Source organism: Halorubrum sp. BV1 (assembly GCF_000746205.1).
GTDB lineage: Archaea > Halobacteriota > Halobacteria > Halobacteriales > Haloferacaceae > Halorubrum.
On record NZ_KN050825.1, the window covers coordinates 228,590 to 250,295 of the forward strand.

Genomic DNA, 21,706 nt, shown 5'->3' on the forward strand with positions numbered 1-21,706 from the left:
GTATGTCTCACGCAGGTATGTCTCACGCAGGTATGTCTCACGCAGGTATGTCTCACGCAGGTATGTCTCACAAGAGTGTGGCACCGAGAGTGCGGCTCATACCGCGAGCGTGTACAGGCGCTTTCGCGCGTCGGTGAACGAGAACCGCGCGTCCACAACGCCCTCGTCCTCCAGCCGCGAGAGGGCGTACCTGACCGTCCGCGCCGGAAGCAGCGTTTCCTCGGCGAGTTCGCTCTGCGTCAGGGTGTCGTTGTAGTCGAGCACCTTCGCGACGAGCTTCGCGCTCGGCGGAAGGTCTCGCACGTCGCTCCAGCGGTCCGTACTGCTCTCTTCGGCGACGGCGGCATCGGTGGTGCTCATGTATACCGCTCCGTTGTGAATGCTGTATAATAATATTTACTATCCACTTTAATTACTGTAGAGAATATTTCAGAGAGTCTCTCGACAGATCGTCTCCCACCCGAAACCTCTTACGCGCGAGACGCTTTATTACGCCCAATGACAGACACCGTCGACGACGTCGAGATGCCCTACGAGGGGTCGGCGTCGAGACAGGAGAAGATCGAGTCGCTCCAAGAGGAGCTCGACGTCTTAGAGTCGCAAAACGAGGAGATGCGCGACAAGCTCCTCGACGCGAACGCCGAGAACAACAAGTACCAGCAGAAGCTCGAACGGCTCACCCACGAGAACAAGAAGCTGAAACAGTCCCCGCTGTTCGTGGCGACGGTCCAGGAGATCACGCCGGACGGAGCGGTGATCAAACAGCACGGCAACAACCAGGAGGCGCTCACCGAGATCACCGAGGAGATGCGAGAGAAGCTCGATCCCGACGACCGCGTCGCCGTCAACAACTCGCTGTCGGTCGTGAAGAAACTGGAGAAAGAGACCGACGTCCGAGCGCGCGTGATGCAGGTCGAACACTCTCCGGACGTCACCTACGCCGACATCGGCGGGCTCGACGACCAGATGCAGGAGGTCCGCGAGACCGTCGAGATGCCCCTCGAACATCCCGACATGTTCGAGGACGTGGGAATCACACCGCCGAGCGGCGTGCTGCTGTACGGCCCGCCCGGTACGGGAAAGACGATGCTCGCGAAGGCCGTCGCCAACGAGACGGACGCGACGTTCATCAAGATGGCCGGCTCCGAACTCGTCCACAAGTTCATCGGCGAGGGCGCGAAGCTCGTCCGTGACCTGTTCGAGGTCGCCCGCGAGAACCAGCCCGCGGTCCTCTTCATCGACGAGATCGACGCGATCGCCTCGAAGCGAACCGACTCGAAGACGAGCGGCGACGCCGAGGTCCAGCGGACGATGATGCAGTTGCTCTCCGAGATGGACGGCTTCGACGAGCGCGGGGAGGTCCGGATCATCGCCGCGACCAACCGCTTCGACATGCTCGATCCCGCCATCCTCCGGCCAGGCCGATTCGACCGGCTCATCGAGGTCCCCAAGCCGGAGACCGAGGGCCGCGAGATCATCTTCCAGATCCACACCAGAAAGATGAACCTCGCGAGCGATATCGACTTCACGGAGCTCGCCGAGTTGACGCCCGACGCGTCGGGAGCCGACATCAAGGCGATCTGTACCGAAGCCGGGATGTTCGCGATCCGCGACGACCGCACGGAAGTCACCCTCAACGACTTCCTCGACGCACACGAGAAGCTCCGGCAAGACGACGAGAGCGGGGCGGACGACTCGCTGGCGTTCGCCTGACTGCCGCGTTTCGACGGCCTTTTTCCTTTTTGCTTTTTTTCGGTCGTTCACGCTCCGACGACGACCAGAAACGGACCGAGGAACACGAGCGCGAACACCAGCCCGACCGCGGCCGCGTACCCGAGTCCGACCGCCGCGAGCGCGCCCCACTGTTCGTCGGTCGGCCGATCGGGATCCGCGCTCACACGTCTCCCGCCATCGCACGGAACAGCGCGTCGGTCAGCTCGTCGCGATCCACCGTCGTCTCTCCGTCGTCGCCGGTCGGATCGACCGTCGGAGTGATCGTTCCGCCGCCCATCCGCGAGTGTCCTCCGCCGTCACCGTTGTCGACGTCCGAGAGCACCGAGTCGATGGCGTTACCCATGTGGACGCGGTCGTCCCGCGATCGTCCCGAGAGATGAACCGTTCCGTCGCGCTCGCCGATTATGACGACGGCGCTCACGCCCTCCAGCTGGATCAGTTCGTCTGCGGCCTGCGGGATCGCGTCGACGTTGTTCACGCCGCCGACGTCCGCGACGGCGAACGAGCCCTCGATCCGGCGGCCCGCGATCGCCCGCGCTTTCACTTCCAGCACCTCGGCGTCGACGGCCGGGTTGGCGATCCGGTCGAGCCGATCTTGGTCGACGCCCGGGTACAGGTAGGCGGCGGCCGCGAAGTCGGGTTCGCTCGCACCGACCGTGAGGTGTTTCGTGTCGGCTAAGATCCCGTACAGCAGTCCGGTCGCCGTGTCGGTGGGGAGCGTGAGGTCGCTTTTCGTCTCGCTCGCGTGCTTGTCCGGGGGAACGGGTGTCGCGCCGTTCTCTTCGAAGTACTCCGCGATGACGGACGCGGTCGCGCCGTAGTCGGTTCGCACGTCCGTGAACCGCTCCCCGGATCCGTCACCCGGGTGGTGATCGACGACGGCCGTCGGAAGCACGCCGTCCGCTCCGCCGAACCCCCGTGGCTCGTTGTGGTCGACCAACACAACCGACTCGGCGGCGAGGTCGCTCACATGTTCGATGGGGTCTAAATCGAGGTCGAGTACCGTCCGAAACGCCCGGTTCTCTTGGTGTCGGATCTGTCCGGGGTACTGAACCGTCGCGTCGACGCCGACCTGATTCGCGAGAGAGGCGACGCCGAGCGCGGCGGACATCGCGTCTGGATCGGGGTTCGGGTGCATCAACACCGCGATTTCGTCCTGTTCGGCCAGCAGCCGACGGAACGTGACGCCGGCAGGGCGGCGGGCACGGAACAGCGCGTATGCGACGACGGCCCCGACACCGACCGCGAGGAGCGCTGCTGCGACCAGTTCCGGATTTTCACGCGCGAGCGTGACGGCCCGTGAGACCTGCCCGTCGGTCACGCTCTGTTCCCACATGTCTGTCCGCGACTCGCTCCCCGTACATGAAGGTTGGTTACGGTTCTAGTTCGACGCGATCGGACCGACCGAAGCCACACGCGAACCTCACCCGCGCCGGGTCCGAACGGCCCGTATCGCGTCACGGTACCCCTCGCGGAAGGTCGGGTACGTAAACGCGTAGCCGAGTTCGCGAAGCCGCGCGTTCGAGCAGCGCTTGCTCGTGCGGATCCGCCGTTCGGCGGCTTCCGAGAGGTCGCCGTCGGCGATCCGCGCTGCCTTCGATCGCTTGGCCGGCCGGGAGACGCCGCACGCGTCCGCGAGCCAGTCGGCGAACGCGTGTTTGTCCACCGGCTCGTCGTCGACGACCAGCACGGGCTCGCCGCGGGCCACCCCAGCGTCGAGGACGAACCGGACCGCGCCGGCGGCATCGTCGCGATGAACCATGTTCAGATAGCCCGCGGTGACCGGCCCGTCGAGGTAGCGGTCGATCCGATATCGGTTCGGGCCGTACAACCCCGCGAACCGCGCGACCGTCCCGTCGATCCCGACCTCGTCGGCCGCCTCAAGCGCGACTCGCTCCGCCTCCGCGAGGACGCGAGTCTTCTCAGTCGTGGGATCGATCGGCGTCTCCTCGTCGACCCACGCGCCGCCGTGGTCGCCGTACACGCCGGTCGAGGATGTGTAGACGAGCCGGTCCGGCGTCGTTACCCGCGATCCGTACTCGTTGACGACGTTCCGGAGCCCGTCGACGTACACGGACCTGGCGGCCTCGGCCCCACGGCCGCCGGAACTCGCCGCGAAGACGACCGCGTCGGCGTCGGGGAGCGCTTCGAGCGACGCGGGGTCGGTCGCGTCCGCGCGGACGGCCGAAACGCCCCCGTCTGCGTCGTCGACACGCTCGTCGAGTTCCCGGATCGCGTCGAGCCCGTCAGCGGACCGCCGCACGCCCGAGACGTCGTGTCCGCGCTCGGCGAGCTGACGCGCAAGCTCCGTGCCGACGTACCCACAGCCGACGATCGTAACTCTCATCGTTTCCGGCGCTCGATGAGTGCCGCTATCTCCGCGAGTTCTCCGACCGTCATCGCGGCGCGTCCCTCAAGCGCCTGCTGGACCTCCTGTCCGGTCAGGTCCGCGTCGATCCCGGCGGCGATCGTGTCGACGTCGAGCACGGCCGTCGTCATGCCCATCAACAGGTGGTCTCTGAGTTCGGCCAGGATGACGTCGGCGTCGCGGTCGTCGGACAGCGAGAGCACCGCAGCACCGTCGGCGACGGTCATGTCGTCGACGTCGCCGTCGAGCGCCGCGTCGGCGCTCGCGGCGTCCAATCCGAGACCTTCTGTAAGCTTCGTCCGGCCGGCGTCGGCGGCCGCCTCGCGCAGCGCCGCGGCGAAGGCCGATCGAAGCTCAGACGCAGTCACGTCTGTCGAACCCCCGCTCGCCGCCGTCGATTCCTCTCGTTCGTCCGTCGCGTCGCCGACGACCTCGTGAAACATGGGCTCTCTCGGCGGGCGGATCGCAAAACGTCTGCGGTCGCACGGATCGACGCCGGGAGCGGCGGGCTCCCAGACGAGATAGCTGACTCGTGCTCACGACACCGCACAGCCATCGTCTGCGGCTGGTGTGGCGTCTATCGCGCCCGGACACGGCCACCCGCTCGACGTCTCGTCGCGGACCCCGTCGACGTCGCCGACGCCCGGTGGACCGGCCGGTACGGCGACCACGACGACGGTTCCCGTCTCGAAGCGCACCGGCTCCGTCTCGCCGAGCGGAATCGCGGTCCCGCCGACGTCGACCGTGACGGTTCCCGCCTCGCGAACGTACTCGAAGCGGCTGTCCGGGGTTCCGACGTCGGCCCGCACCGCGAACCGCGGGTACTCGCCGCGCACCTGCACCCGCCACGCGTTCACCGTCGCCACCCAGTATCCGGGGACGGGAGCGACCGGTAGTCCCGCGCCGACCCGCCTGACCGGCTTCGGCTCCCACTTCTCGACCGCCTCCTCGCCGTACTCCTCGACGGCCTTCTCTCTCACCGCCTCCGCGGCGCGGTCGCCGGCCGCCGCCATCTCGGCCTCGATTGACTTCTCCATCCGGTCACGAAGCAGCAGCCGCGCGCCGTTCGTCGGTCCCTCGACGAACCGCGCGGGGATCCGGACCGCGTCGCGGCCGGCGGCGGTTCGCGTCTGGACTCGAAGTCGCGCGGTGAGGCCCGTTTCAGCCGCATCAGACAGCGATCCGGTCGCCGCGGCCTCGGCTGCGACCCGCTCCGGGTACGTCCCGTCCCCGACCGCGACGGCCCGATCGCCGACCGATCCGTACCGGGTCGCCACGCGATCTATCACGTCGCGGCGCTGGGTCGCCGAAAGCGACGTCTGCGTGCGAAGCGCGCCCGCGAGTTCCCGATCGACGGCCCGAAGCGATCGGGAGAGCCGTCCGGCGAGAGCGTCTCTGTCCGCACTGAGATCCGGATCGTCTCCGTCGGCGAGCACGTCGTCGGCCAGACGCAGCGCGCGCCCGGCAGTCCCCACCCGAACCGTGTCGCCGGTTCCGAGCAGTCGGTCGACGATGCCGCTCGACACGTCGCCGTACGGAACGGTAACGTAGTTGACGTTTCGAACGGCGAGCGGCCGCGTCGTCGTGCCGTTCAGCCCCGCGACGTTTGCCCCGTCGACCGCGGTTCGGGGGAGGTACCCCGGACCGCCAGCCGGGGCGAACGTTACCGCCCCGCCCGGCCCGCTCTCGGCGACGGTGTACGTCCCCGGATCCCGTGTAGCCTCGCGGCTCGCGATCACGTCGCCGACCGCCGGCCCGTCGAACGCGCCGTTCACGCGGTCGAGAAACGCCGTCGTCGCCGCCTCCCGATCGCTCGCCGCCGACTCAAGTTCCTCGACGACGGCGTCGACGAACGCGACGCGCGCGGCAGTCCGGGCGCGGTCGGCGGCACCGTCGTACGCTCTTGGCGCGTCGATCAGGTCGGCGCGGCGGTCGCGGACCGCCTCGGCGAGGTCGGTGTACGGCTCGGCCTCGCCGACCGCAGCGGCCTCCATCGAGGCCGACGTCTCGACGTCTCGTACCTCCGCTGACAGCGCGGAGACGTCGTCTGCGATCAGCGCGCGATCGGCGTCTGACCGCCCGCCGTAGACGGTCACCGATCGCCTGACTGGCCCACGTTCGATCGCGTCGCGCGCGATACGGTCGACGCCGGCATCCGTGTCGACGCCGAGTTCGGCCCGGGCTGCTCCCGGCGTGTCGCGCAGGTCGGGACCGTCAGTCCGACCGCCCGCTCCGAACGTAGCCGCGGACCGGTCGGGTGCATCGCCGGTCGGCGCGTGCCGTCCCGTGACGTCGACGCGGACCCGGTACTGGTCTATCGCACGGTCGTACGTCGTCGTTTTTCGGGTGCTGACACCCGTGATCGTCCCGTCTGCCCCCTCGTGGATGACCGTTCGCTCCCACCGGGCCCTCGCGGTCCGTTCGACCGACACGGACCGCGCCGCGTCCCCGAACGAGCGCCGCTCTCCCGGCTCTGTGGTCCCGCTCGGCGTCCCGCGCGGGACGCCGCTCCCGTAGACGACCGGCGTCCGCTCGTCTCGCTCGACGTCGTCGAGGACCCAGTCTTCGTCGAGGTCCGGGCGGGGCGGATCGAGACGTCCGCCGTCGACCGTCTGCGTCGTCGAGGTGCGAAGCGCCGCGGTCACGCGGTACGCGCGGTCGGCGATCGCCGCGGCGTCGTCGTGGACTGCGACCGCTGCGACGTCGGCGGCGTGGCCGACCGACACTGACGTCCGTTCGGCCTCGCGGTCGCGGGCCGGGTCGTACACCGCTCGCTCGCCGTCGGACGCGCCCTCGGTCGCCGGCGTGGGTGCCGAGAGCACGGCGTTCGTCCACGCCGACTCGCGGACGCCGGTCGGTTCGAGCAGATCAACGAGTCCCGTTCGAGCGGTCGCGCGAGCGACGCCGCCGCGTGCCGCCGGATCGCTCGCGCCGAAGACGTCTCGCTGTATCCGAACGATCCCCGCGTTCGTCGACAGCTCGACGTGTCTGTTCGCGAGGACGTTCTCTATCGGCGCGCCGGCGTACTGTCCGTATCCGCGGGCCCACGTGGTCGCGTAGAGGCTCGCCGTGATCTGCCGTCCGAGGCCTGGCCCCTCGACCGGCCCCCGATCGAGTCGCGCTTCGAACGCCTCCGTCCGCTCGTGCGCCGAGAGGGTCGGCACCGCCACGACGACGGTCCGGTCCGCGGTTTCCTCCGCGACGGTTCGGCCGTTCCGCGTCGCGGTCGTGGTCACCGCTTCGAACGTCACGCGCACCGCAGTTCCGTTCGCGGCCGGAGCGATTCGCACGCGCTCGCGTGCGTCAACGAGGTCGCTTACCCCGTCGACTGGCGGGAGCGACGCGTCCGCGGTGACTGGACCGACGTCGGCAGCGACCGCTGAGAGCGCGGTGCTCCCAGCGATCGCGAGTCGAATTCGGAACGCGTCCTCGAACGCCGACCCCTCGCGTACCGCCGTTTCAGTGCCACCGGCGGCGTCAGCCGGGGCGGTCACGGGCGCTGCGGCCACGGCGTGTGCGGTCTCGCGCGCGGCCGCCCGGAGCGCCGCCGTCGCGTCGGCGTCCACCCGCTCGACTGCCCGTTCCACGCTTCGGTCCTCGGCGATCAGTCCCTGATCTGCGACGCCCGCGGCGTACGCAGAACTCGACACCAGAAGCAGGACGCCGATCAGCGCGAACGGCACGCGAGCCCGCTCGTCGGCGACGAACACCCGACGCCGCCGGTCGATCGGAGGTCGTCGCCCGGAGCCGTCCCGGTTGTCTCGGTTTCGCACGGTCACCACCGCCTGACCACGATTCGGACGTGATCGTCCGACGCAGCGGCGACGTCCGGAGAGGCGATGTCCGGAACGGGATGGGTGATCACGGCGACCGTGGTGTCGGCGCTCCGCGGCGGTGTCCTGCCGACGGTGACGGCGGTGGAGAATCCGTCCGCCTCCGCCGGTAGAGAGCCGGCGGTTCCACCCGGCTCGACGGACCGATCGACCGATTCCACCGCTCGCACTCGGGCGTCGATCCGCGTTCGGTCGTCGAGTCCCGACTCGACCGCGGCCAGCGCCCGTTTCTCGAACGAGTCTACGGGGCGCCTCTGGTCGGTGAGCGCGTCGGCGTCTGTGGACACGTCGTCCGTGGACGCACCGTCAGTCGCGGACGCGCCGTCCGTGGACGCCGCGTGGCCGGCGGCGAGAAGCGCCAGAAACTCCGCGCGTGTCGCGTGAGCGGTTCGGGTCCCACCCGGAGCGTCCGGGGCCGCGTAGGTCACCGTCACCGTCTCCGTTGCGAGGCGGTCCGCACTCTCGCTCGCGGTCGGCATTCCCGCTCCGTTCGGGAGCCCGCCGGACGAGAGCGCGACGACGCTCGCCGAGACGCAAAGGAGCATCACGGTCACGTCGAGCACGGTGCTCGTCATCGCCGCACCGCCGCGCGCAGCGTGCCGCGGACGTTCCGTCCCGGCGCAGTCCGCACGGTCACGGTCCGCCGAGCGGTGTCGATCCGATCGGACGCGGACGGATCGTCCAACGCCGGTGCGCCCGGTCCGGAACCGATGCGCCACGTCTCTCCGCCGGCGCGAATCTCGACCGTGGCCGCGTACCGAAGGCGCGGCACCCCGCCCAGTCGGGTCGGGACCACGACGCCGCCGGCGGTGACCGCCGGCTCGATCCGATCGAGCGTCGTCTCGGCGACCGCTCGCTCGTGTTCCGGCGTCGCGTCGTCGATGGCGGTGACGTACAGTCCGAGCGCCGCAGCGACGGCCACCACCGCGACGAGCGCGGCTACCGGCTCGACCGCGGCGCGGGCCGTGGACCCGCCGCCCGTACCGGCGGGGTCCGTCTCCGTTCGTCCCGTCGAACCGCCGCGGCCGAACAGCCGGTCACCCGACGAGCGTGACATGGACACCGCCGTAGTGGACCTGCCGCACGGTGAGCCGCCCCGGTGCCGGTCGCCACGCTCCGTCGACATCGCGCGCGTGCGACGCCGCGGCCGCGAAGGCGTCCGGATCGTCGAACGCGGACGACGGCGGGACGCCGTCGAGCACCCGTCGGAGTTCGCCGATCCCGTCGGTCCGGTTCCGCTTCCCGTGTCCCGCCGGGACGGGCGTTATCTTCGGCCCGCGTAGCGACGCGAATCCGACACCGCCGTCGCCCCGCAGTCCGATCGACCGCTCCGTGAGCCGGATCTGGCTCGCCGCGAGGCCGTGTTCGGCTCGTGCCGGGTACGGGCCGTCGGCGACCGAATCGATCGTGTGCGCCACACCGCTCGCGTCCGGCGGCGGAGACGCCGGAAGCGTCGCCGCGACCCCCGCCGTCGCGACGCTCACCAGGGCGAGTCCGAGCCACGCGTACGTGGCGTCGACGTTCGTCTCGAACATGGGTCGGCTGGCCGCGGCTCGGTATATAAGACATCGGGCAATGTCGGAGACCGACGGGGCGCACCGTGACGGTCGAACAGTCACGGTGTCCGGCCACCGCGTTACAACAGGAGTCCAGCTCCGAGGAAGGAGACGAGGTACGTCGCCGTCGCGGTCGGCAGCGCGATCCCGACCCGATACGCGACGAGCGTCCGGTCGAATCCCCGTTCGAGCCCCGTCGCCAGCGCGGTGAGGAGTCCCGCGAGTATCAAGACGTACGCACCGACGATCCGTCCGAGCACCGGTACCGCGAGAGTCGCCGTCGCGCCCGGTGTCTCCCCGCCTCCCGGGTCCGCGCCGCCAGCGTCGATCCCGCCCGCCCCGAACGCGTCCGCTCCAGCAGCGGCCCCGGCTCCGACCGTCGTGACGTCGACCGTGTCGATCCCGGTCGCGAGCGCGATCGTCGCCCCGCCGACGAGCGGAGCGAACACTGCCGCGGTGTTCGTCAGCGTCCCCGTTACTGTCGCAAGCTGTCGGCGCGCGTCGCCTTCGAGCGCGCGGAGCTCTTCTAACTGGTCTGCCAATTCGAGCAGAACGTCGCCGGCGGGACGGCCCTCCCTCGCGGCGACGGCGAGCAGCGCGATCGCCCCGTTGACTCGCGGGGACGGGACCGCAACGGCGGGCCCGCCGCGGCCGAGAAACGCCTCTCGTACGCCGACGCGGAGCGCGTCGCTACGGCGGCCGGCGCGCTCGAACAGCTCGCCGGTTGCGTCGTCGATCCGCTTGCCCGCGTTCGCGACAGCAGCCTCGACAGAGACGCCCTCGGCGACGTCGCCGCCGATGACGGTCATCGCGTCCGGGAGGCTCCGCTCGACCGCCCGCACGTCCGCGAGTACCGAGCGGCGGGCGCGGACGGCGACAAGCAGTGCGACGCCGACACCGACGCCGATACCCGCCACGGGTGCCGCCCACCGAGCGACCCCCCACGCGGCCGTCGCGGCCGCTGTGACGCCGGACCCGAGGCCGAGAGCGATCGCGTGTGGGCCGCGCCTCGGAACGTCCCGGTGAGCGCTCCCTATCGCCGGCGGGGCGAACGCGACCGGACGGCGCGAGAGGAGCCATCCGGACGCGGCGAGCAAGCCGGCAGGGAGCGCGACGAGATACAGTCCCGTGACGACGCCCGGGCCGATCGGCACGCCGGACGCCGCGGCCGCGGGCAACAGCGCTATCATCGCCAGCGGGAGGAGGACGCCGAACGCGTACAGCGCGGAGACCGGGCCGCGGACCTCGCCCACGAAGGCCGCGAGTCGGTCCGTGGTTCCCGCGATCGTCGTGTCGAGGGCGCGGTCGAGACACCGTCCTCGTCGCTCCGCGGGTGCCGACGCCGCGGTCCGGACGAGCGCTGCGGCGCGATCAATGGCCGGAAACCACGGCTGCCACTCGCGGGCGAACGCCCGGAGGCCGCTCGTCGGGACGTCGGCGCTCCCACGCTCGTGGCGGGCCAACGCGTCCGCCAACGGTCCGTTCCCCGTTCGGGCGGCGAACTGGACCGCACGCTCCGTCGAGGGGTCGAGCCGCATCCGCAACACGAGTCGCCCGACGAGTCCGGGCGCGGCACCGAGCGCGCGAGTCCGGCGGAGCGAGGCGATCCACACCGGTCCCCGATGGACGGCGTGAGTCGCACCGAGCCCGGCGACGAGGCCGGCGAGTCCGCTCGCGGCCGGCCCGAAGGCGAGCACAGCGATGAGACCGACGGCGAGGCCGACGACGACGCCGGATCGGTTTCCGGTCGCGATCACGGCTTCCGGGGAGCGGTTCCACCCGAGAAACGAGAGCGACCGACGGAGCTCCGGCGATCCCGTCTCATCGTCGCGTTCCGCGGACACCCGTGTCGAAGTGCCCGCCGATCCGTTGGGATCGGTCATCGAGGTGTACCGCCGTTCGGAGCGTCGGTGTCTCGGCTGGATGCGCCGATACCGCGGTTGGCGGCGTCGACGCCGACGTATCGACTCGGTGCCAGCCGTCGCCGCCGAACCGCCGTTGCGACGCGCTCCGCTCGCCGGGCGATCGCCGCTCTGACCTCGGCGTACGACTCGTCCGGCCCGGCGAGCGAACCGACCAGTCGGCTCTCGCCGCGGTCGATCCGGCCGGTCGCCGCGAGTCCCGCCCCGGTCCGCTCGTACAGCGGCTCGAACTGGGCGTCGCCGTTGCGGTCGACGACTTCGGCTATCACGTCGACCTCGTGGTCGTCGAGAAGCACGACGAGGTCGGTCGCGGCGAACGACGACGCCGGAACCTTGAGGTCGGTGACGACGCGCTCCTTGACGGCGGCCGGGTCCTCTCCGTGGATCGTTCCGAGCACCGTCTCTCCGGTCGCGCCGACGCGCATCGCCTCGTACAGCGCTCGCGCCTCCTCGCCGCGAACCTCGCCGACCACTATCGAACCGCCGCCGAGTCGCAGCGCGGTCCGGACCGCCTCCCTCGGTGAGGGTTCGGCACCGTCGCCGACGCGGAGCCGCTGGGCGTCGCGGCCGGCGTCGGCCAGCGCGGCCGCCGGTAGCTCCGGCGTGTCCTCGATGAGGACCGACCGCGTCGCGGGCGGAAGCTCCCAGAGGAGCGAGCCGAGCGCGGTCGTCTTCCCGGCACCGCGACCGCCCGCGACGAGGCCGGTCACGCCCCGCTCGACGGCGACAGAGACGAGCCCCGCGGCGTCGGCCGTGATCGTCTCGACGTCGACGAGGCGTGCGAGCGTCCACGCGTCTGGGTCACCCCGGCGGAACGCGAACGAGAGTCCGTCGCTCGCCGGGGGCGTCGTCGCGGCGACTCGGACCCGTCCCGCGTCCGTTTCAAGCGTCGCGTCGAGCGTCGGGCTGGCGCGGGAGAACCCCCGGCCGCTCGTCCGCCGGAGCCGAGAGGCCAGCGTGGCGGCACCCTCCGGGGGGAGCCGAACGTTCGTTCTGCAGCGCTCTCCGTCGACGACCACGCGGAGCGGGTTCTCGGTGACCGGAGCGGTCAGCGTGGCGTCGCTCACGCGGTCGTCTGCGAAAACGTGCTCGAACACCCCGTATCCTCGGGTGTGCCGCCGAAGCACGTCGACGAGCGTGGGAATCGGGTCCCCCTCGACCGCGATCGCCCGGACGGCCCGTCCCGGTGCCCTGTCGCCGCCGACCGGATCGTCGAGGAGCCGGTCTTTGGCCGCCGCGAGCCGCGCGATCGCCTCGTCATCGAGGTCGGCCGAAGGTGGCGTGAGGTGATACGTCCGCAGGGTCCGGTCGCCTTCGTACAGTCGTACCGTCGCGCCGGTAGTGAGATCCCACCGATCGACGAGAGCGGCCCGTGGCGGCGGCTCGGACGCCACGCGCGCGGCTGCGAGCCGGGGGGCGGCGTGCGCGCGGAGGACGTCGGCGGTCTCGTCAGCGCCCGCAACCACCTCGGACAGACCAGATTCGGCGGCGATCCGCCTCGGCGCGCCAGCGCGACCGTCGGCCTCGCTGGCGGCCCCGACCGGATCTCGGCATACCCGGTCCGCGAGCCGCGTCTCGTGGAACGCGACCTGTTCGCGGAACCGACCGGCGGCGAGCAGACACGCGGCGGCACGGCCAGCGTAGGTCCGTTCTCGCCCGCCGTGATGGGTCCGGATCACGTCCGCGTCGCGGTCCGTCAGCGCCGTGACCACGGTCGAGAGGCAGTCGGGACTGGCAGCGAGGTCGCCGCGACCCGGACACTCGTCCGCGTCGACCGCGAGCACGACGCGGTCGTCGACGCCCGTTCCGACGGGCTCTCTGAACGTCGGGTCACACCGACAGTCGGGCGCGTCCCCGTCGGTCCACGGAAGCGAGCGAAGCGACTCCTCGCCGAGACGCGAGAACGCGGTACGGTCGAGTGTCATGGCGGCCGTGGCCGCGGCATCGCGTATAAGGACTCACCCGACGCGAGTGATTCGAACCGTCGGTCCGCCGTCGTCGACGTATCGGAGTTCGAGCCGGCTCTCGCCGCCCGGGCGGAGGTCGATTACCCCGGTGGCGAGGTCGATCCTCGCGGGGACGGCGTCGGTACGGAGGGGAAGGTACCGATCGCGTCCGCCGGTGGGTCGGTAGCGCAACGCGACGGGGGTGTCGGGTCTCGGGCCGGCGACCTCGACGAGGGCGATCCGGTCGATCGAAGCCGCCGTGACGCCACTCGGTGCGCGGACGGTCACGCTCGCGCGGGCGGCGAGCGACGGCTCCGTGACCGCGACCGATCCGGAGACGACGCGCGCCGTGGCCCGCTCGATCCGGTCTACCTCGGAGTCGAGTCGCTCGGTCGTCGTGGTTACGCGGGCCGTTTCCAAGGCGGGCATCGAGGCGGCGAGGAGCGCGACGGCGACGGCAACGGTCAACACGACCCGGATCACGACGGTCCCACCGGTCGGAGCAGGCGTCCCGACCGCCCCGACCGATTCGTCCGCATCGGCCACGCAGATCGCGACGCGTCGCGGCGGACCGTCGAGTCGCTACAGCGTCTCACGGAGGCGGTCCAGCGCGTCGCGGCTCCACGGCTTCTCGTCGCTCTCGTCATCGTCGCCGGCCGGACCGGATCCGTCCACCGCATCCGACCCGTCCGCGCGACCGTGAGACCGAGGCCCGTCGAACCGGGCGGCGCTCCCCTCGCTTCCGGGGTCGGCAGGCACGGCGGCGTCGAGCGCCGACGGTGTCGGTACCTCCGCTCTCGGCTCCGAGCCCGCCGCCGGCGCTCCCTGCGCGTCGTCGGAGCGCTGACCGCGGCTCGATCGGGCGAGCGCGAGATCCGCCCGTCGCTCGACTTCGGCGTTCACCGCACGAACCGCGCCGGCGTACCCCCGGAGCGCCTGCGTCGCCGCCTCCAGCTCCTCGACGCGCGCTTCGAGGTCGGACAGACGCGAGCCGATCGCCCGCCGCTCGGCGGCCGCCTCCGCGCCGTCGGTCACGTCCGACACTGCGGCGTCGGACCCGGTGAGCGCCCGTTCGACGGCGCTGAGCCGCTCGTCCATCGCGAGCGTCTCGCTGCCGATCGCTCGATCGTCGGATCGGGTTGTCTCTGTCACATGGGAGCTGGCCGCGGCTCGGTACATAAACGGTCGCAGGGGGTCGCTGGCGATCCCGGAACGCTCCCGCCGCGAGGACGGTTCCGCACCTTTTTGGTTCCGCCCGGAGGATTCGTGTCCGATGAGCAATCCGTGGGACGACTGGGATCATGTGCTGAAAGTCGATCCCGATAAAGAGCTTCGGGACGGGGAGACCTTCGAGGACGTCTGCCGGACCGGAACCGACGCGATCGAGATCGGCGGGACCCTCGACGTCACCGCGGAGAAGATGACGCGGGTCGTCGACGCCGCGGCCGAGTACGACGTGCCGCTGTACCAAGAGCCGTCGAACCCGGGCGTCGTCATCGACTCGCCGGCCCTCGACGGGTATCTGATCCCGACGGTGTTCAACGCCGGCGGGCCGTTCTGGATCACCGGTGCGCACAAAGAGTGGGTCCGCATCGACGACCTCGACTGGAGCCGCACGCACACCGAGGCGTACATCGTGTTGAATCCGGAGGCCTCGGTCGCACAGTTGACGGAGGCGAACTGCGACCTCGCGGCCGACGACGTCGCCGCCTACGCGAAGATCGCAGAGCGAATGTTCGGCCAAGAGATCGTCTACGTGGAGTACTCTGGAACCTTCGGAGACACCGAAAAGGTCGCTGCCGCCCACGACGCGCTCGACGACGCCACCCTGTTTTACGGCGGTGGTATTCACGACTACGAGTCGGCGAACGAGATGGCCGCACACAGCGACGTGATCGTCGTCGGTGACCTGCTCCACGACGACGGCGTCGACGCGGTCCGCGAAACGGTTCGAGGCGCGAAGGACGCGTAGACAGCGAGGCGTGAGAGACGCGTAGACGGCGAGGCGTGAGAGACGCGTAGACGGCGAGGCGGGGCGATCAGTACCCGTCGAGCATGTTCTCGACGTACTTCGCGATCACGTCGACCTCCAGGTGGACCGGGTCGCCGACCGACTTCTCCGAGAGCGTTGTGAGGTCGTAGGTCGTCGGAATGATCGCGACGTCGAACTCGCCGTCTCGCTTCTCCGCGACGGTCAGCGAGATACCGTCGAGTGTCACGGACCCCTTGTCGACGAGGTGTCTATCGTAGCCCTCCGGGATCGCGAAGGTGAACCGCCAGTCCTCGCCGACGCGCTCTGTCCCCGTCACCTCGGTCACCGTGTCGACGTGCCCCTGTACCACATGGCCGTCGAACCGGCCGTCGGCGGGCATCGCGCGCTCGACGTTGACCGCGTCGCCCTCGCGGAGTTCGCCGAGGTACGTCTTCGCGACCGTCTCGCTCGCGAGGAACACCTCGAACCAGTCGGTTCCATCGGCGGTCGAGCCCTCCCCGTCAGTGCCGTACTCCTCGACCGTGAGACAGACCCCGCTGACGCTTATCGACTGGCCGTGATGGAGGTCGTCGAACCCGTCGACGCCGATCCGCAGCCGAAGCCCGTCTGCGGTTTCGATCCGCTCGCGGACGGTCCCGCTGTCCTCGACGATGCCGGTGAACATATCGGACGTGGACGCGCGCGACACATATCGGTTCGGCCTTCGTCCGGCGGCGACGCTCGGTTCGGTCTTCGACCGACGATGTTCGGCCCCGCGACGAGCCCCTTTTGTCCGTCGGGAGGCAATCGAGCCGCGATGAGACTCGGCGTGATGGATATGATTGGACTGGCGGCGTCGCTCGTCTTCGCCCTCCCGCTCGCGAACTACGCCGTCGTCCGGCTGCTCGCCGGCGAGTTCGTACTCGGCGTCGGCCTCCTCGCCGTCGCCGCTGCGATGGTCGTCCTTCCGCAGTACTTCCTCGATCCGGGCCGGCTCGTCCGCGGACTCCTTTCTGGCCTCCTTCCCCGCCAGCTCCGACGCGCGTCGTCCGACGACGGCCCCGAGCCGCCCGGAGACGAGGCGACGGCCGAGGATCAGACGAGACGCGCGCGCGACGAGTAACGCCCGCCGGCGTGCTCGGCAGTCTACCGCGGCTCGGGCGCGATCCCGAGCGGATGCTCGGCGAGCAGTTCGTATCCGTCGTCGGTGACGACGACGAGGTCGCCAAGGCGCACGCGGCCGGCCGTCGGGTCGCGGACGCCCGCCTCGACGGCGACCACATGGTCCGGCCGCAGATTCGTCCCGTTCGACGGGGCCTCGTGCCGGCGTAGCCCGACGCCGCGGACCGTCTCGCGGGTCGCCCCGGACTCGTCGGGTCCGGGATTCGGATCGAACCCGTACGCCGCGAGTTCCGCGGCCGCTTCGCCGTCGACGGTCGCGACCGGCACGCCCGCCTCGATCGCTGCCAGCGCGGCCTCGCGCGCGGCCTCGACTGCGACGGACGCCCGCCGCTCCCAGCCGCCGTCGCCGTCGACGACGAACGTGCGGGTCACGTCGCCGCGGTACCCGTCCGGTCCGCGCGGTGAGAGGCTGACGACGACGGTTTCGCCCGGTCGGATCTGATCGGTCCGAGAGTGACTGCGGCCGTTCGCCGATCCACCGACGGCGACCGCCGTGTCGCCGGCGTCACCGACGCCCTCGGCCGCGAGCGTGACGTTCACCGCCCGCCGCAGGCGCTCCGCGGTCAGAGGGGATCCGTCCCAGCGGAGGGCCGGGCGTCGGTTCGGGCGTTCGCGGGCGGCGGCGTCCGCGTCGTCGGCCGTGCTTTCGGCCAGCACCGTCTCGGCGCGTGCGACGCCCGCGACGGCCGCGCGCTGGACCCGGCGAAGGCGGTCGATCTCGGCGTCCGTCTTGAGCGATCTGGCCGTCGCGACCGCGTCGGTCGACGCGAGTTCGTTGCCGGCGCGTTCGAGGTACACGGCCGCGTCGTGCGGGATCGACGCGGGAACGAGGAGGCTCCGCTCCTCGTCCGCGTCGCCGAGCAGGTCGCGGACCGCCGCGGCCGCACGCTCCCCCATGTGGCTGCCGTCGCGCTCGGCTCGTACCTCGCGGGAGACGGAGTCGTGGAATCCGGTGTCATCTCCGGCGCGCGCGGCCGCAATGAACTGCCGATCGGCCTGCTCGCGGAGCGCGGACGGAACACAGTAGACCGCGCGTCCCCCAGCGTTCTCCGACGGCGCGACGACCACAGCAGACGCCCGGTCCGAGCCGGGGACGCGCGTGAGATATCGGCGGTCGGCGTCGAACCCGTCGCCGACCGCGACGAAGGCGTCTGCGTCCGCGGCCGCGACTGCCTCAGTGATCCGTGTGAGATCGGTTCGGAGCGGTCGACACAGCGAGTCGCTCCCGTCGCTCACGGCTCGGGTTCGGGGACCGCGAGCTCCGCCTGTACCTCTTCAACGAGTTCCTGTGCCGGCTCCTCGCGAAGCTCGTTGAACAGCAGAACGCTGATCGGCAGGGTCGGCGCACCGCTTATCAGACTCTCCATGATGACGAGCCGCTCGCGGGCGCGGGACATCCCGACGTAGAAGACGCGCCGCTCGTTGTCGGTGAGAAGCGGAACGGGGCTCGTCGTCTTGGTGAACTCCTCGACGCCGTCGACGTCGGTCGGGTCGTCGATGGAAGCGGCCATCTGCTCGACCACCTTCTCCGTGAGGTCGGTCGCGACGAACACGTGATCCGCCTCGCGCCCCTTCGCCGAGTGGATGGTGCCGACCCGGACGCGCGTCGGGTCCATTCCCTCGTAGTCGCCGCCGAAGTACGCGCCCATCGACTTCCGCTGGAAGCTCGTCACCTTCCGAACCATGTCGTCGGCGCTCTCCGCGTCCGGCATGAAGGGGATGAAGTCGTCGAGTTCATCCGTCGTCACCTCGATCTGCGCGACATCGTCCGCGTCGGCCGCCTCCTCGCGGTCGTCGAGGAAGTCGTAGAACTCATCGCGGTCGTGCGTGCCGAACGCCGAGTCCTGTAACATGTCGGCGAGCCGGCGGGCCTCTAACCCGTTCACGGGATCGCCCGCGTCCGTCTTCTCGATGGCGCTCACGTAGTCCTGGATGCGGTCTGTCCACATTCGTCCGTCCGTCAGCATCGTGAAGGGGATCCCGTGGTCGATGAACTCGTCGATGAAATCGAACATCTGGTAGCGCGCGCGGAACAGACACATCACACTCCCCTCGTCGTCGTCGATCGTGTACCGGACGTTCCGGACGAGTTCGAGCATCGACGGCGATTCGATCGCCTCGACGGCCCCGCCCTCCTTGCGCGGGTGCAGATCCTTCTCCTGTCGCTTGTCGATGTGGCGGATCTCCGCGTTGACGACGTTGAGAATCTCGGAGGGAAGCCGGTAGGAGTTCGGGAGGACGACATCCTCGTCCACGTCGGTGTCCAAGAGGAGGTCGGGGTCCGCACCCTGCCACGCGTAGACGACCTGGTCGTCGTCGCCGGCGATGAGCACTTTCCGCATGTGCGGTCGCCACTCCTCAAAGACGTTGTACTGTAGCGTCGTGATGTCCTGAAACTCGTCGATGATCAGGTAATCGACGTTCGGCACGAGCGACCGCTGCGCGACGCGTTCGAGCATGTCGGCGAAGCCGACGAGGTCGTTATCGCCCTTGTACGCACGCCACGCGCGGATCGTCTCCGGGATGTCGATCCGGTCGTCGTCGGAGGGCCACGTCGGCGTGTACTTGTTCCCCTGCTGGGCGTTCGGGTCCTCTTCTGGCGGTAGTCGGACCTCTTCGACGTTCCACTGGAAGGGGACGTCGTACCAGTCCGCAACGTCGCGCTCGGTGCGCTGGAGCCACTGCGAGGTGGCGATGATCTTGTTCCCGATGGTCGTCGACCGTGCGGTCCGGCGGCCGGCTCCACCGTGTTGGTCCTCGAACTCGATGCCGTACTCCTCGCAGAACGCCTCCTTGTCGTCTTCGCCGACCACGTCACCGCGAGAGAGGTCGAGCAGCTCGTACGCCTTCGCGTGCATCGTGCTCACGTTCCCCTGGAGGCTCCGCGGCGAGATGTCGAGTCGCTCCGCGAGCCGCTCGCGGATCTCGGCCGCGGCCGCGCGCGTGTACGAGACGACGAGCACGTCGCGAACGTCCGCGCCCTCGTCGTCGAGGATCCCCTCGACGCGGTCCAGAAGCGCCGTGGTCTTCCCGCTGCCCGGACCGCCGAAGAGTCGCGTCACCGTGGGATCGGTCATTATCTACCCCAGATTCCGGTTCTTCTTAAACGCCGTGGCTCGGGGAGACGGCGGGAATGTCGCTCGGCCGGGGTGTGCTCGGTGACGCATCGTCGGAGGCGCGTTTCAGTTGCCCCGGGTCGCGCGGGCCTCGCGGACGTCTCCCCCGTCGCGCACGAGATTTTCGCAGGCCGGACAGACGCGCGGCCGGTCGACCTCGTTCGGGGTGAACACCCGAACGTAGTCGGCCGTGACGAACGATCCACAGTTCTGGCAGGTCGGCATGGTCGTGACTCACGATTGATACTATATAACGCTACCGCCGATCGCGTTCGAAAGAAAGCCGCTCACCGGTCGACTGGCGGGTAAACGCTCAGGTCGGCCGCCAGTCGCAGACGCCACACCGGGCCGTCCCCTCGGGGTGTAGTGCACCACACTCCGGGCACTGAAGCTTGTTATAGGATCGCTCCCAGCGTACGATCTCTGTCTCGTGGCCGCGATCGGACAGGAACTCGTCGAACACGTCGTCGTCCGAGCTGGGTGCACTACTAGACATGCATGCTAGTTAATGCCATGCGCGTATATATATCTTGTCGTGGTTCTCACGGAACCGCATTGCCGAGGAGTCGCACACGCATCGCAAATACACGGAATACTCCGAGAATTGTGGGGTTGAAGCGCCGCGGCCGCGGCAATCGTAGTCGCGACGATCGATGTCTCCGGGCCTAGCGGTCCGCGCAGTACTCGACGAAGTTTCGCAGGATCTGCAGCCCCGTCTCACCACTCTTTTCGGGGTGGAACTGGGTCCCGAACACGTTGCCCGCGTCGTTGGCCACGACGGCCGGGAAGTCGACCCCGTAGTCGGCGGTGGCGACCACGGCATCGGGGTCGTCCGGTTCGGCGTAATAGGAGTGGACGAAGTAGGCGTACCGGCCGTCGACCCCGTCGACGATGGGATGGTCGCGCTCCACCGACAGCTCGTTCCACCCCATGTGCGGCACCTTTCGGTCCACGTCGAACCGGACGTTGGTGCCGGGGACGAGATCGAGCCCGGTCACCTCGCCTTCCCCCTCGTGGTCGGCCTCCTCGCTCGACGTGAGAAGCATCTGCATGCCGAGACAGATCCCGAAGAGCGGGCGACCGGCGTCGGCGTGGTCCGTCAGCGCCTCGCGCAGCGGGCCGGCGTTCTCCATTCCCTCGCGGAACGCGCCGACGCCGGGGAGGACGACGCCGTCGGCCTCGGCGAACGCCTCGGGGTCGTCGGAGATCGCAACCGACGCGCCCGCGCGTTCGAGGCCGCGGGTGGCGGACCGGAGGTTCCCGAGGCCGTAGTCGACCAACACGACGTCCGCAAGCGTCTCCGCCGGCGGCTCGAAGGTGCTCATACGCCCACTCAGAGGGGCACGGAAAAGTCGGTTTCCCTTGCGACAGTCGCCCGAGTGACGCGACGACCCCGGGTGCGTCTCAGGAGACGGGGCGACGAGGCCCTTGCGTTCGGCCGACCGCGACCTCAAAACTCGCCGAGGCGCGACTGGCCGTCGCCGCCCGAGTCGGTCGCGCCGCCGACACCGGCGACCTCCGCGGCCAGCGCGATCCCCTCGAAGAACCCCTCGCGCTGACTCCGGTCGTACAGCGTCGCCGCCGGATGAACGGAGAGGAGCACCCGACGCGATGCGCCCGCGATCCGAGCGTCGACGACCTCGCCCGCTTCCGACGTGATCGCGACCGACCGGTCGAGCAGGTGCTCGCTCGGGACCTTCCCGAGGGTCACGATCAGGTCGGGCGCGAGCCGGTCGATCTCGGCGTCGAGGTAGCCGCGGCAGTTGGCCAGTTCCTCGCCCGTCGGGTCGCGGTTGTCCGGCGGCCGACACCGGACGCAGTTCGTTATCCGCACGTCCGCCCGCGCGAGCCCAGCGTCCCGGAGCGCCTCGTCGAGCACGTCGCCAGACCGCCCGACGAAGGGCTCGCCCAGCTCGTCTTCGTTCGCTCCCGGACCCTCGCCCACGAACAGCAGATCGGCGTCCGTCGGGCCGACGCCGTCGACGATCCGAGTCCGGGACTCGGCGAGCACCGGACAGCGCTCGCAGGCGGACACGCGGAGGTCGTCGTCGAGTTCGGTCATGCGGCCGTATCGGCA

General features: G+C 70.0%; 23 protein-coding genes. 3 read left to right on the forward strand and 20 right to left on the reverse strand.

All coding sequences use genetic code 11. The annotated features are described in order from the left end of the window. Nucleotides 1-96 precede the first annotated feature (96 nt). Entirely contained in the window at nucleotides 97-360 is a 264-nt protein-coding gene (locus tag EP28_RS12665; RefSeq protein WP_049984362.1) for a MarR family transcriptional regulator, read from the reverse strand. Nucleotides 361-498: 138 nt separating this feature from the next. Between EP28_RS12665 and EP28_RS12670 the strand changes: the two genes are divergently transcribed. After that, entirely contained in the window at nucleotides 499-1,713 is a 1,215-nt protein-coding gene (locus EP28_RS12670; protein WP_049984363.1) for a proteasome-activating nucleotidase Pan1, read from the forward strand. Between the two features lie 47 nt (nucleotides 1,714-1,760). Here EP28_RS12670 and EP28_RS14480 read toward each other — a convergent pair whose 3' ends face one another. The 12 genes from EP28_RS14480 to EP28_RS12725 form a co-directional block, all read right to left on the reverse strand. Continuing rightward, entirely contained in the window at nucleotides 1,761-1,898 is a 138-nt protein-coding gene (locus tag EP28_RS14480) for a hypothetical protein (protein WP_196219648.1), read from the reverse strand. Continuing rightward, nucleotides 1,895-3,070, reverse strand: coding sequence for a DHH family phosphoesterase (locus tag EP28_RS12675; RefSeq protein WP_049984364.1), 1,176 nt, complete (start codon nucleotides 3,068-3,070; stop codon nucleotides 1,895-1,897). Before EP28_RS12675 ends, EP28_RS14480 begins: the two co-directional genes overlap by 4 nt. An 87-nt stretch (nucleotides 3,071-3,157) precedes the next feature. After that, a complete protein-coding gene (locus EP28_RS12680; protein WP_049984365.1) occupies nucleotides 3,158-4,081 on the reverse strand; it encodes an SDR family oxidoreductase in 924 nt (307 codons plus the stop codon). Then, complete coding sequence (locus tag EP28_RS12685; RefSeq protein WP_049984366.1) at nucleotides 4,078-4,545, reverse strand: DUF5791 family protein; 468 nt, start codon at nucleotides 4,543-4,545, stop codon at nucleotides 4,078-4,080. The genes EP28_RS12680 and EP28_RS12685 overlap by 4 nt, the downstream gene beginning before the upstream one ends. A gap of 93 nt (nucleotides 4,546-4,638) precedes the next feature. Further along, nucleotides 4,639-7,875, reverse strand: coding sequence for a DUF7286 family protein (locus tag EP28_RS12690; RefSeq protein ID WP_394297607.1), 3,237 nt, complete (start codon nucleotides 7,873-7,875; stop codon nucleotides 4,639-4,641). A 2-nt stretch (nucleotides 7,876-7,877) separates the two neighbouring features. Then, a complete protein-coding gene (locus tag EP28_RS12695) occupies nucleotides 7,878-8,510 on the reverse strand; it encodes a DUF7284 family protein (RefSeq protein ID WP_049984367.1) in 633 nt (210 codons plus the stop codon). Beyond that, nucleotides 8,507-8,992, reverse strand: coding sequence for a DUF7285 family protein (locus EP28_RS12700; RefSeq protein WP_230455364.1), 486 nt, complete (start codon nucleotides 8,990-8,992; stop codon nucleotides 8,507-8,509). Before EP28_RS12700 ends, EP28_RS12695 begins: the two co-directional genes overlap by 4 nt. Beyond that, on the reverse strand, nucleotides 8,973-9,470 hold the full coding sequence (locus EP28_RS12705; RefSeq protein WP_049984368.1) for a DUF7283 family protein: 498 nt from the start codon (nucleotides 9,468-9,470) through the stop codon (nucleotides 8,973-8,975). The genes EP28_RS12700 and EP28_RS12705 overlap by 20 nt, the downstream gene beginning before the upstream one ends. A 101-nt stretch (nucleotides 9,471-9,571) precedes the next feature. Beyond that, nucleotides 9,572-11,374, reverse strand: coding sequence for a hypothetical protein (locus EP28_RS12710; RefSeq protein ID WP_049984369.1), 1,803 nt, complete (start codon nucleotides 11,372-11,374; stop codon nucleotides 9,572-9,574). Continuing rightward, complete coding sequence (locus EP28_RS12715) at nucleotides 11,371-13,338, reverse strand: ATPase, T2SS/T4P/T4SS family (RefSeq protein WP_049984370.1); 1,968 nt, start codon at nucleotides 13,336-13,338, stop codon at nucleotides 11,371-11,373. Before EP28_RS12715 ends, EP28_RS12710 begins: the two co-directional genes overlap by 4 nt. A gap of 33 nt (nucleotides 13,339-13,371) precedes the next feature. Further along, entirely contained in the window at nucleotides 13,372-13,842 is a 471-nt protein-coding gene (locus tag EP28_RS12720) for a DUF7311 family protein (RefSeq protein ID WP_049984537.1), read from the reverse strand. Nucleotides 13,843-13,941: 99 nt separating this feature from the next. Further along, nucleotides 13,942-14,511, reverse strand: coding sequence for a DUF7310 family coiled-coil domain-containing protein (locus EP28_RS12725; protein WP_155118491.1), 570 nt, complete (start codon nucleotides 14,509-14,511; stop codon nucleotides 13,942-13,944). A gap of 121 nt (nucleotides 14,512-14,632) precedes the next feature. Between EP28_RS12725 and EP28_RS12730 the strand changes: the two genes are divergently transcribed. Then, on the forward strand, nucleotides 14,633-15,331 hold the full coding sequence (locus EP28_RS12730; protein WP_049984371.1) for a phosphoglycerol geranylgeranyltransferase: 699 nt from the start codon (nucleotides 14,633-14,635) through the stop codon (nucleotides 15,329-15,331). A gap of 67 nt (nucleotides 15,332-15,398) precedes the next feature. Here EP28_RS12730 and EP28_RS12735 read toward each other — a convergent pair whose 3' ends face one another. Continuing rightward, nucleotides 15,399-16,016: a riboflavin synthase gene (locus EP28_RS12735; RefSeq protein WP_049984372.1), complete on the reverse strand. Its 618-nt coding sequence runs from the start codon at nucleotides 16,014-16,016 to the stop codon at nucleotides 15,399-15,401. Nucleotides 16,017-16,148: 132 nt separating this feature from the next. On the opposite strand from EP28_RS12735, the gene EP28_RS12740 reads away from it, so the two are divergent. Continuing rightward, complete coding sequence (locus tag EP28_RS12740) at nucleotides 16,149-16,454, forward strand: DUF7533 family protein (RefSeq protein ID WP_049984373.1); 306 nt, start codon at nucleotides 16,149-16,151, stop codon at nucleotides 16,452-16,454. Nucleotides 16,455-16,477: 23 nt separating this feature from the next. Here EP28_RS12740 and EP28_RS12745 read toward each other — a convergent pair whose 3' ends face one another. From EP28_RS12745 to EP28_RS12765, 6 genes are all read right to left on the reverse strand, one after another. Continuing rightward, nucleotides 16,478-17,749 carry a M24 family metallopeptidase gene (locus EP28_RS12745; RefSeq protein ID WP_049984374.1) on the reverse strand — a complete coding sequence of 424 codons (1,272 nt, stop codon included), beginning with the start codon at nucleotides 17,747-17,749 and terminating at the stop codon, nucleotides 16,478-16,480. Beyond that, on the reverse strand, nucleotides 17,746-19,590 hold the full coding sequence (locus EP28_RS12750) for a UvrD-helicase domain-containing protein (RefSeq protein ID WP_049984375.1): 1,845 nt from the start codon (nucleotides 19,588-19,590) through the stop codon (nucleotides 17,746-17,748). The genes EP28_RS12745 and EP28_RS12750 overlap by 4 nt, the downstream gene beginning before the upstream one ends. Nucleotides 19,591-19,695: 105 nt before the next feature. Beyond that, complete coding sequence (locus EP28_RS14485; protein WP_196219649.1) at nucleotides 19,696-19,854, reverse strand: DUF7563 family protein; 159 nt, start codon at nucleotides 19,852-19,854, stop codon at nucleotides 19,696-19,698. A gap of 88 nt (nucleotides 19,855-19,942) precedes the next feature. Beyond that, entirely contained in the window at nucleotides 19,943-20,125 is a 183-nt protein-coding gene (locus EP28_RS12755; RefSeq protein ID WP_049984376.1) for an HVO_0416 family zinc finger protein, read from the reverse strand. A 169-nt stretch (nucleotides 20,126-20,294) separates the two neighbouring features. After that, the gene (gene hisH, locus EP28_RS12760) at nucleotides 20,295-20,954 is read right to left on the reverse strand and encodes an imidazole glycerol phosphate synthase subunit HisH (RefSeq protein WP_049984377.1); all 660 of its coding nucleotides are present in this window, start codon (nucleotides 20,952-20,954) and stop codon (nucleotides 20,295-20,297) included. A 125-nt stretch (nucleotides 20,955-21,079) separates the two neighbouring features. Continuing rightward, nucleotides 21,080-21,691 (reverse strand): uracil-DNA glycosylase, encoded by a 612-nt coding sequence (locus EP28_RS12765; RefSeq protein WP_049984378.1) that lies wholly within the window; start codon nucleotides 21,689-21,691, stop codon nucleotides 21,080-21,082. Between the last annotated feature and the right edge of the window lie 15 nt (nucleotides 21,692-21,706).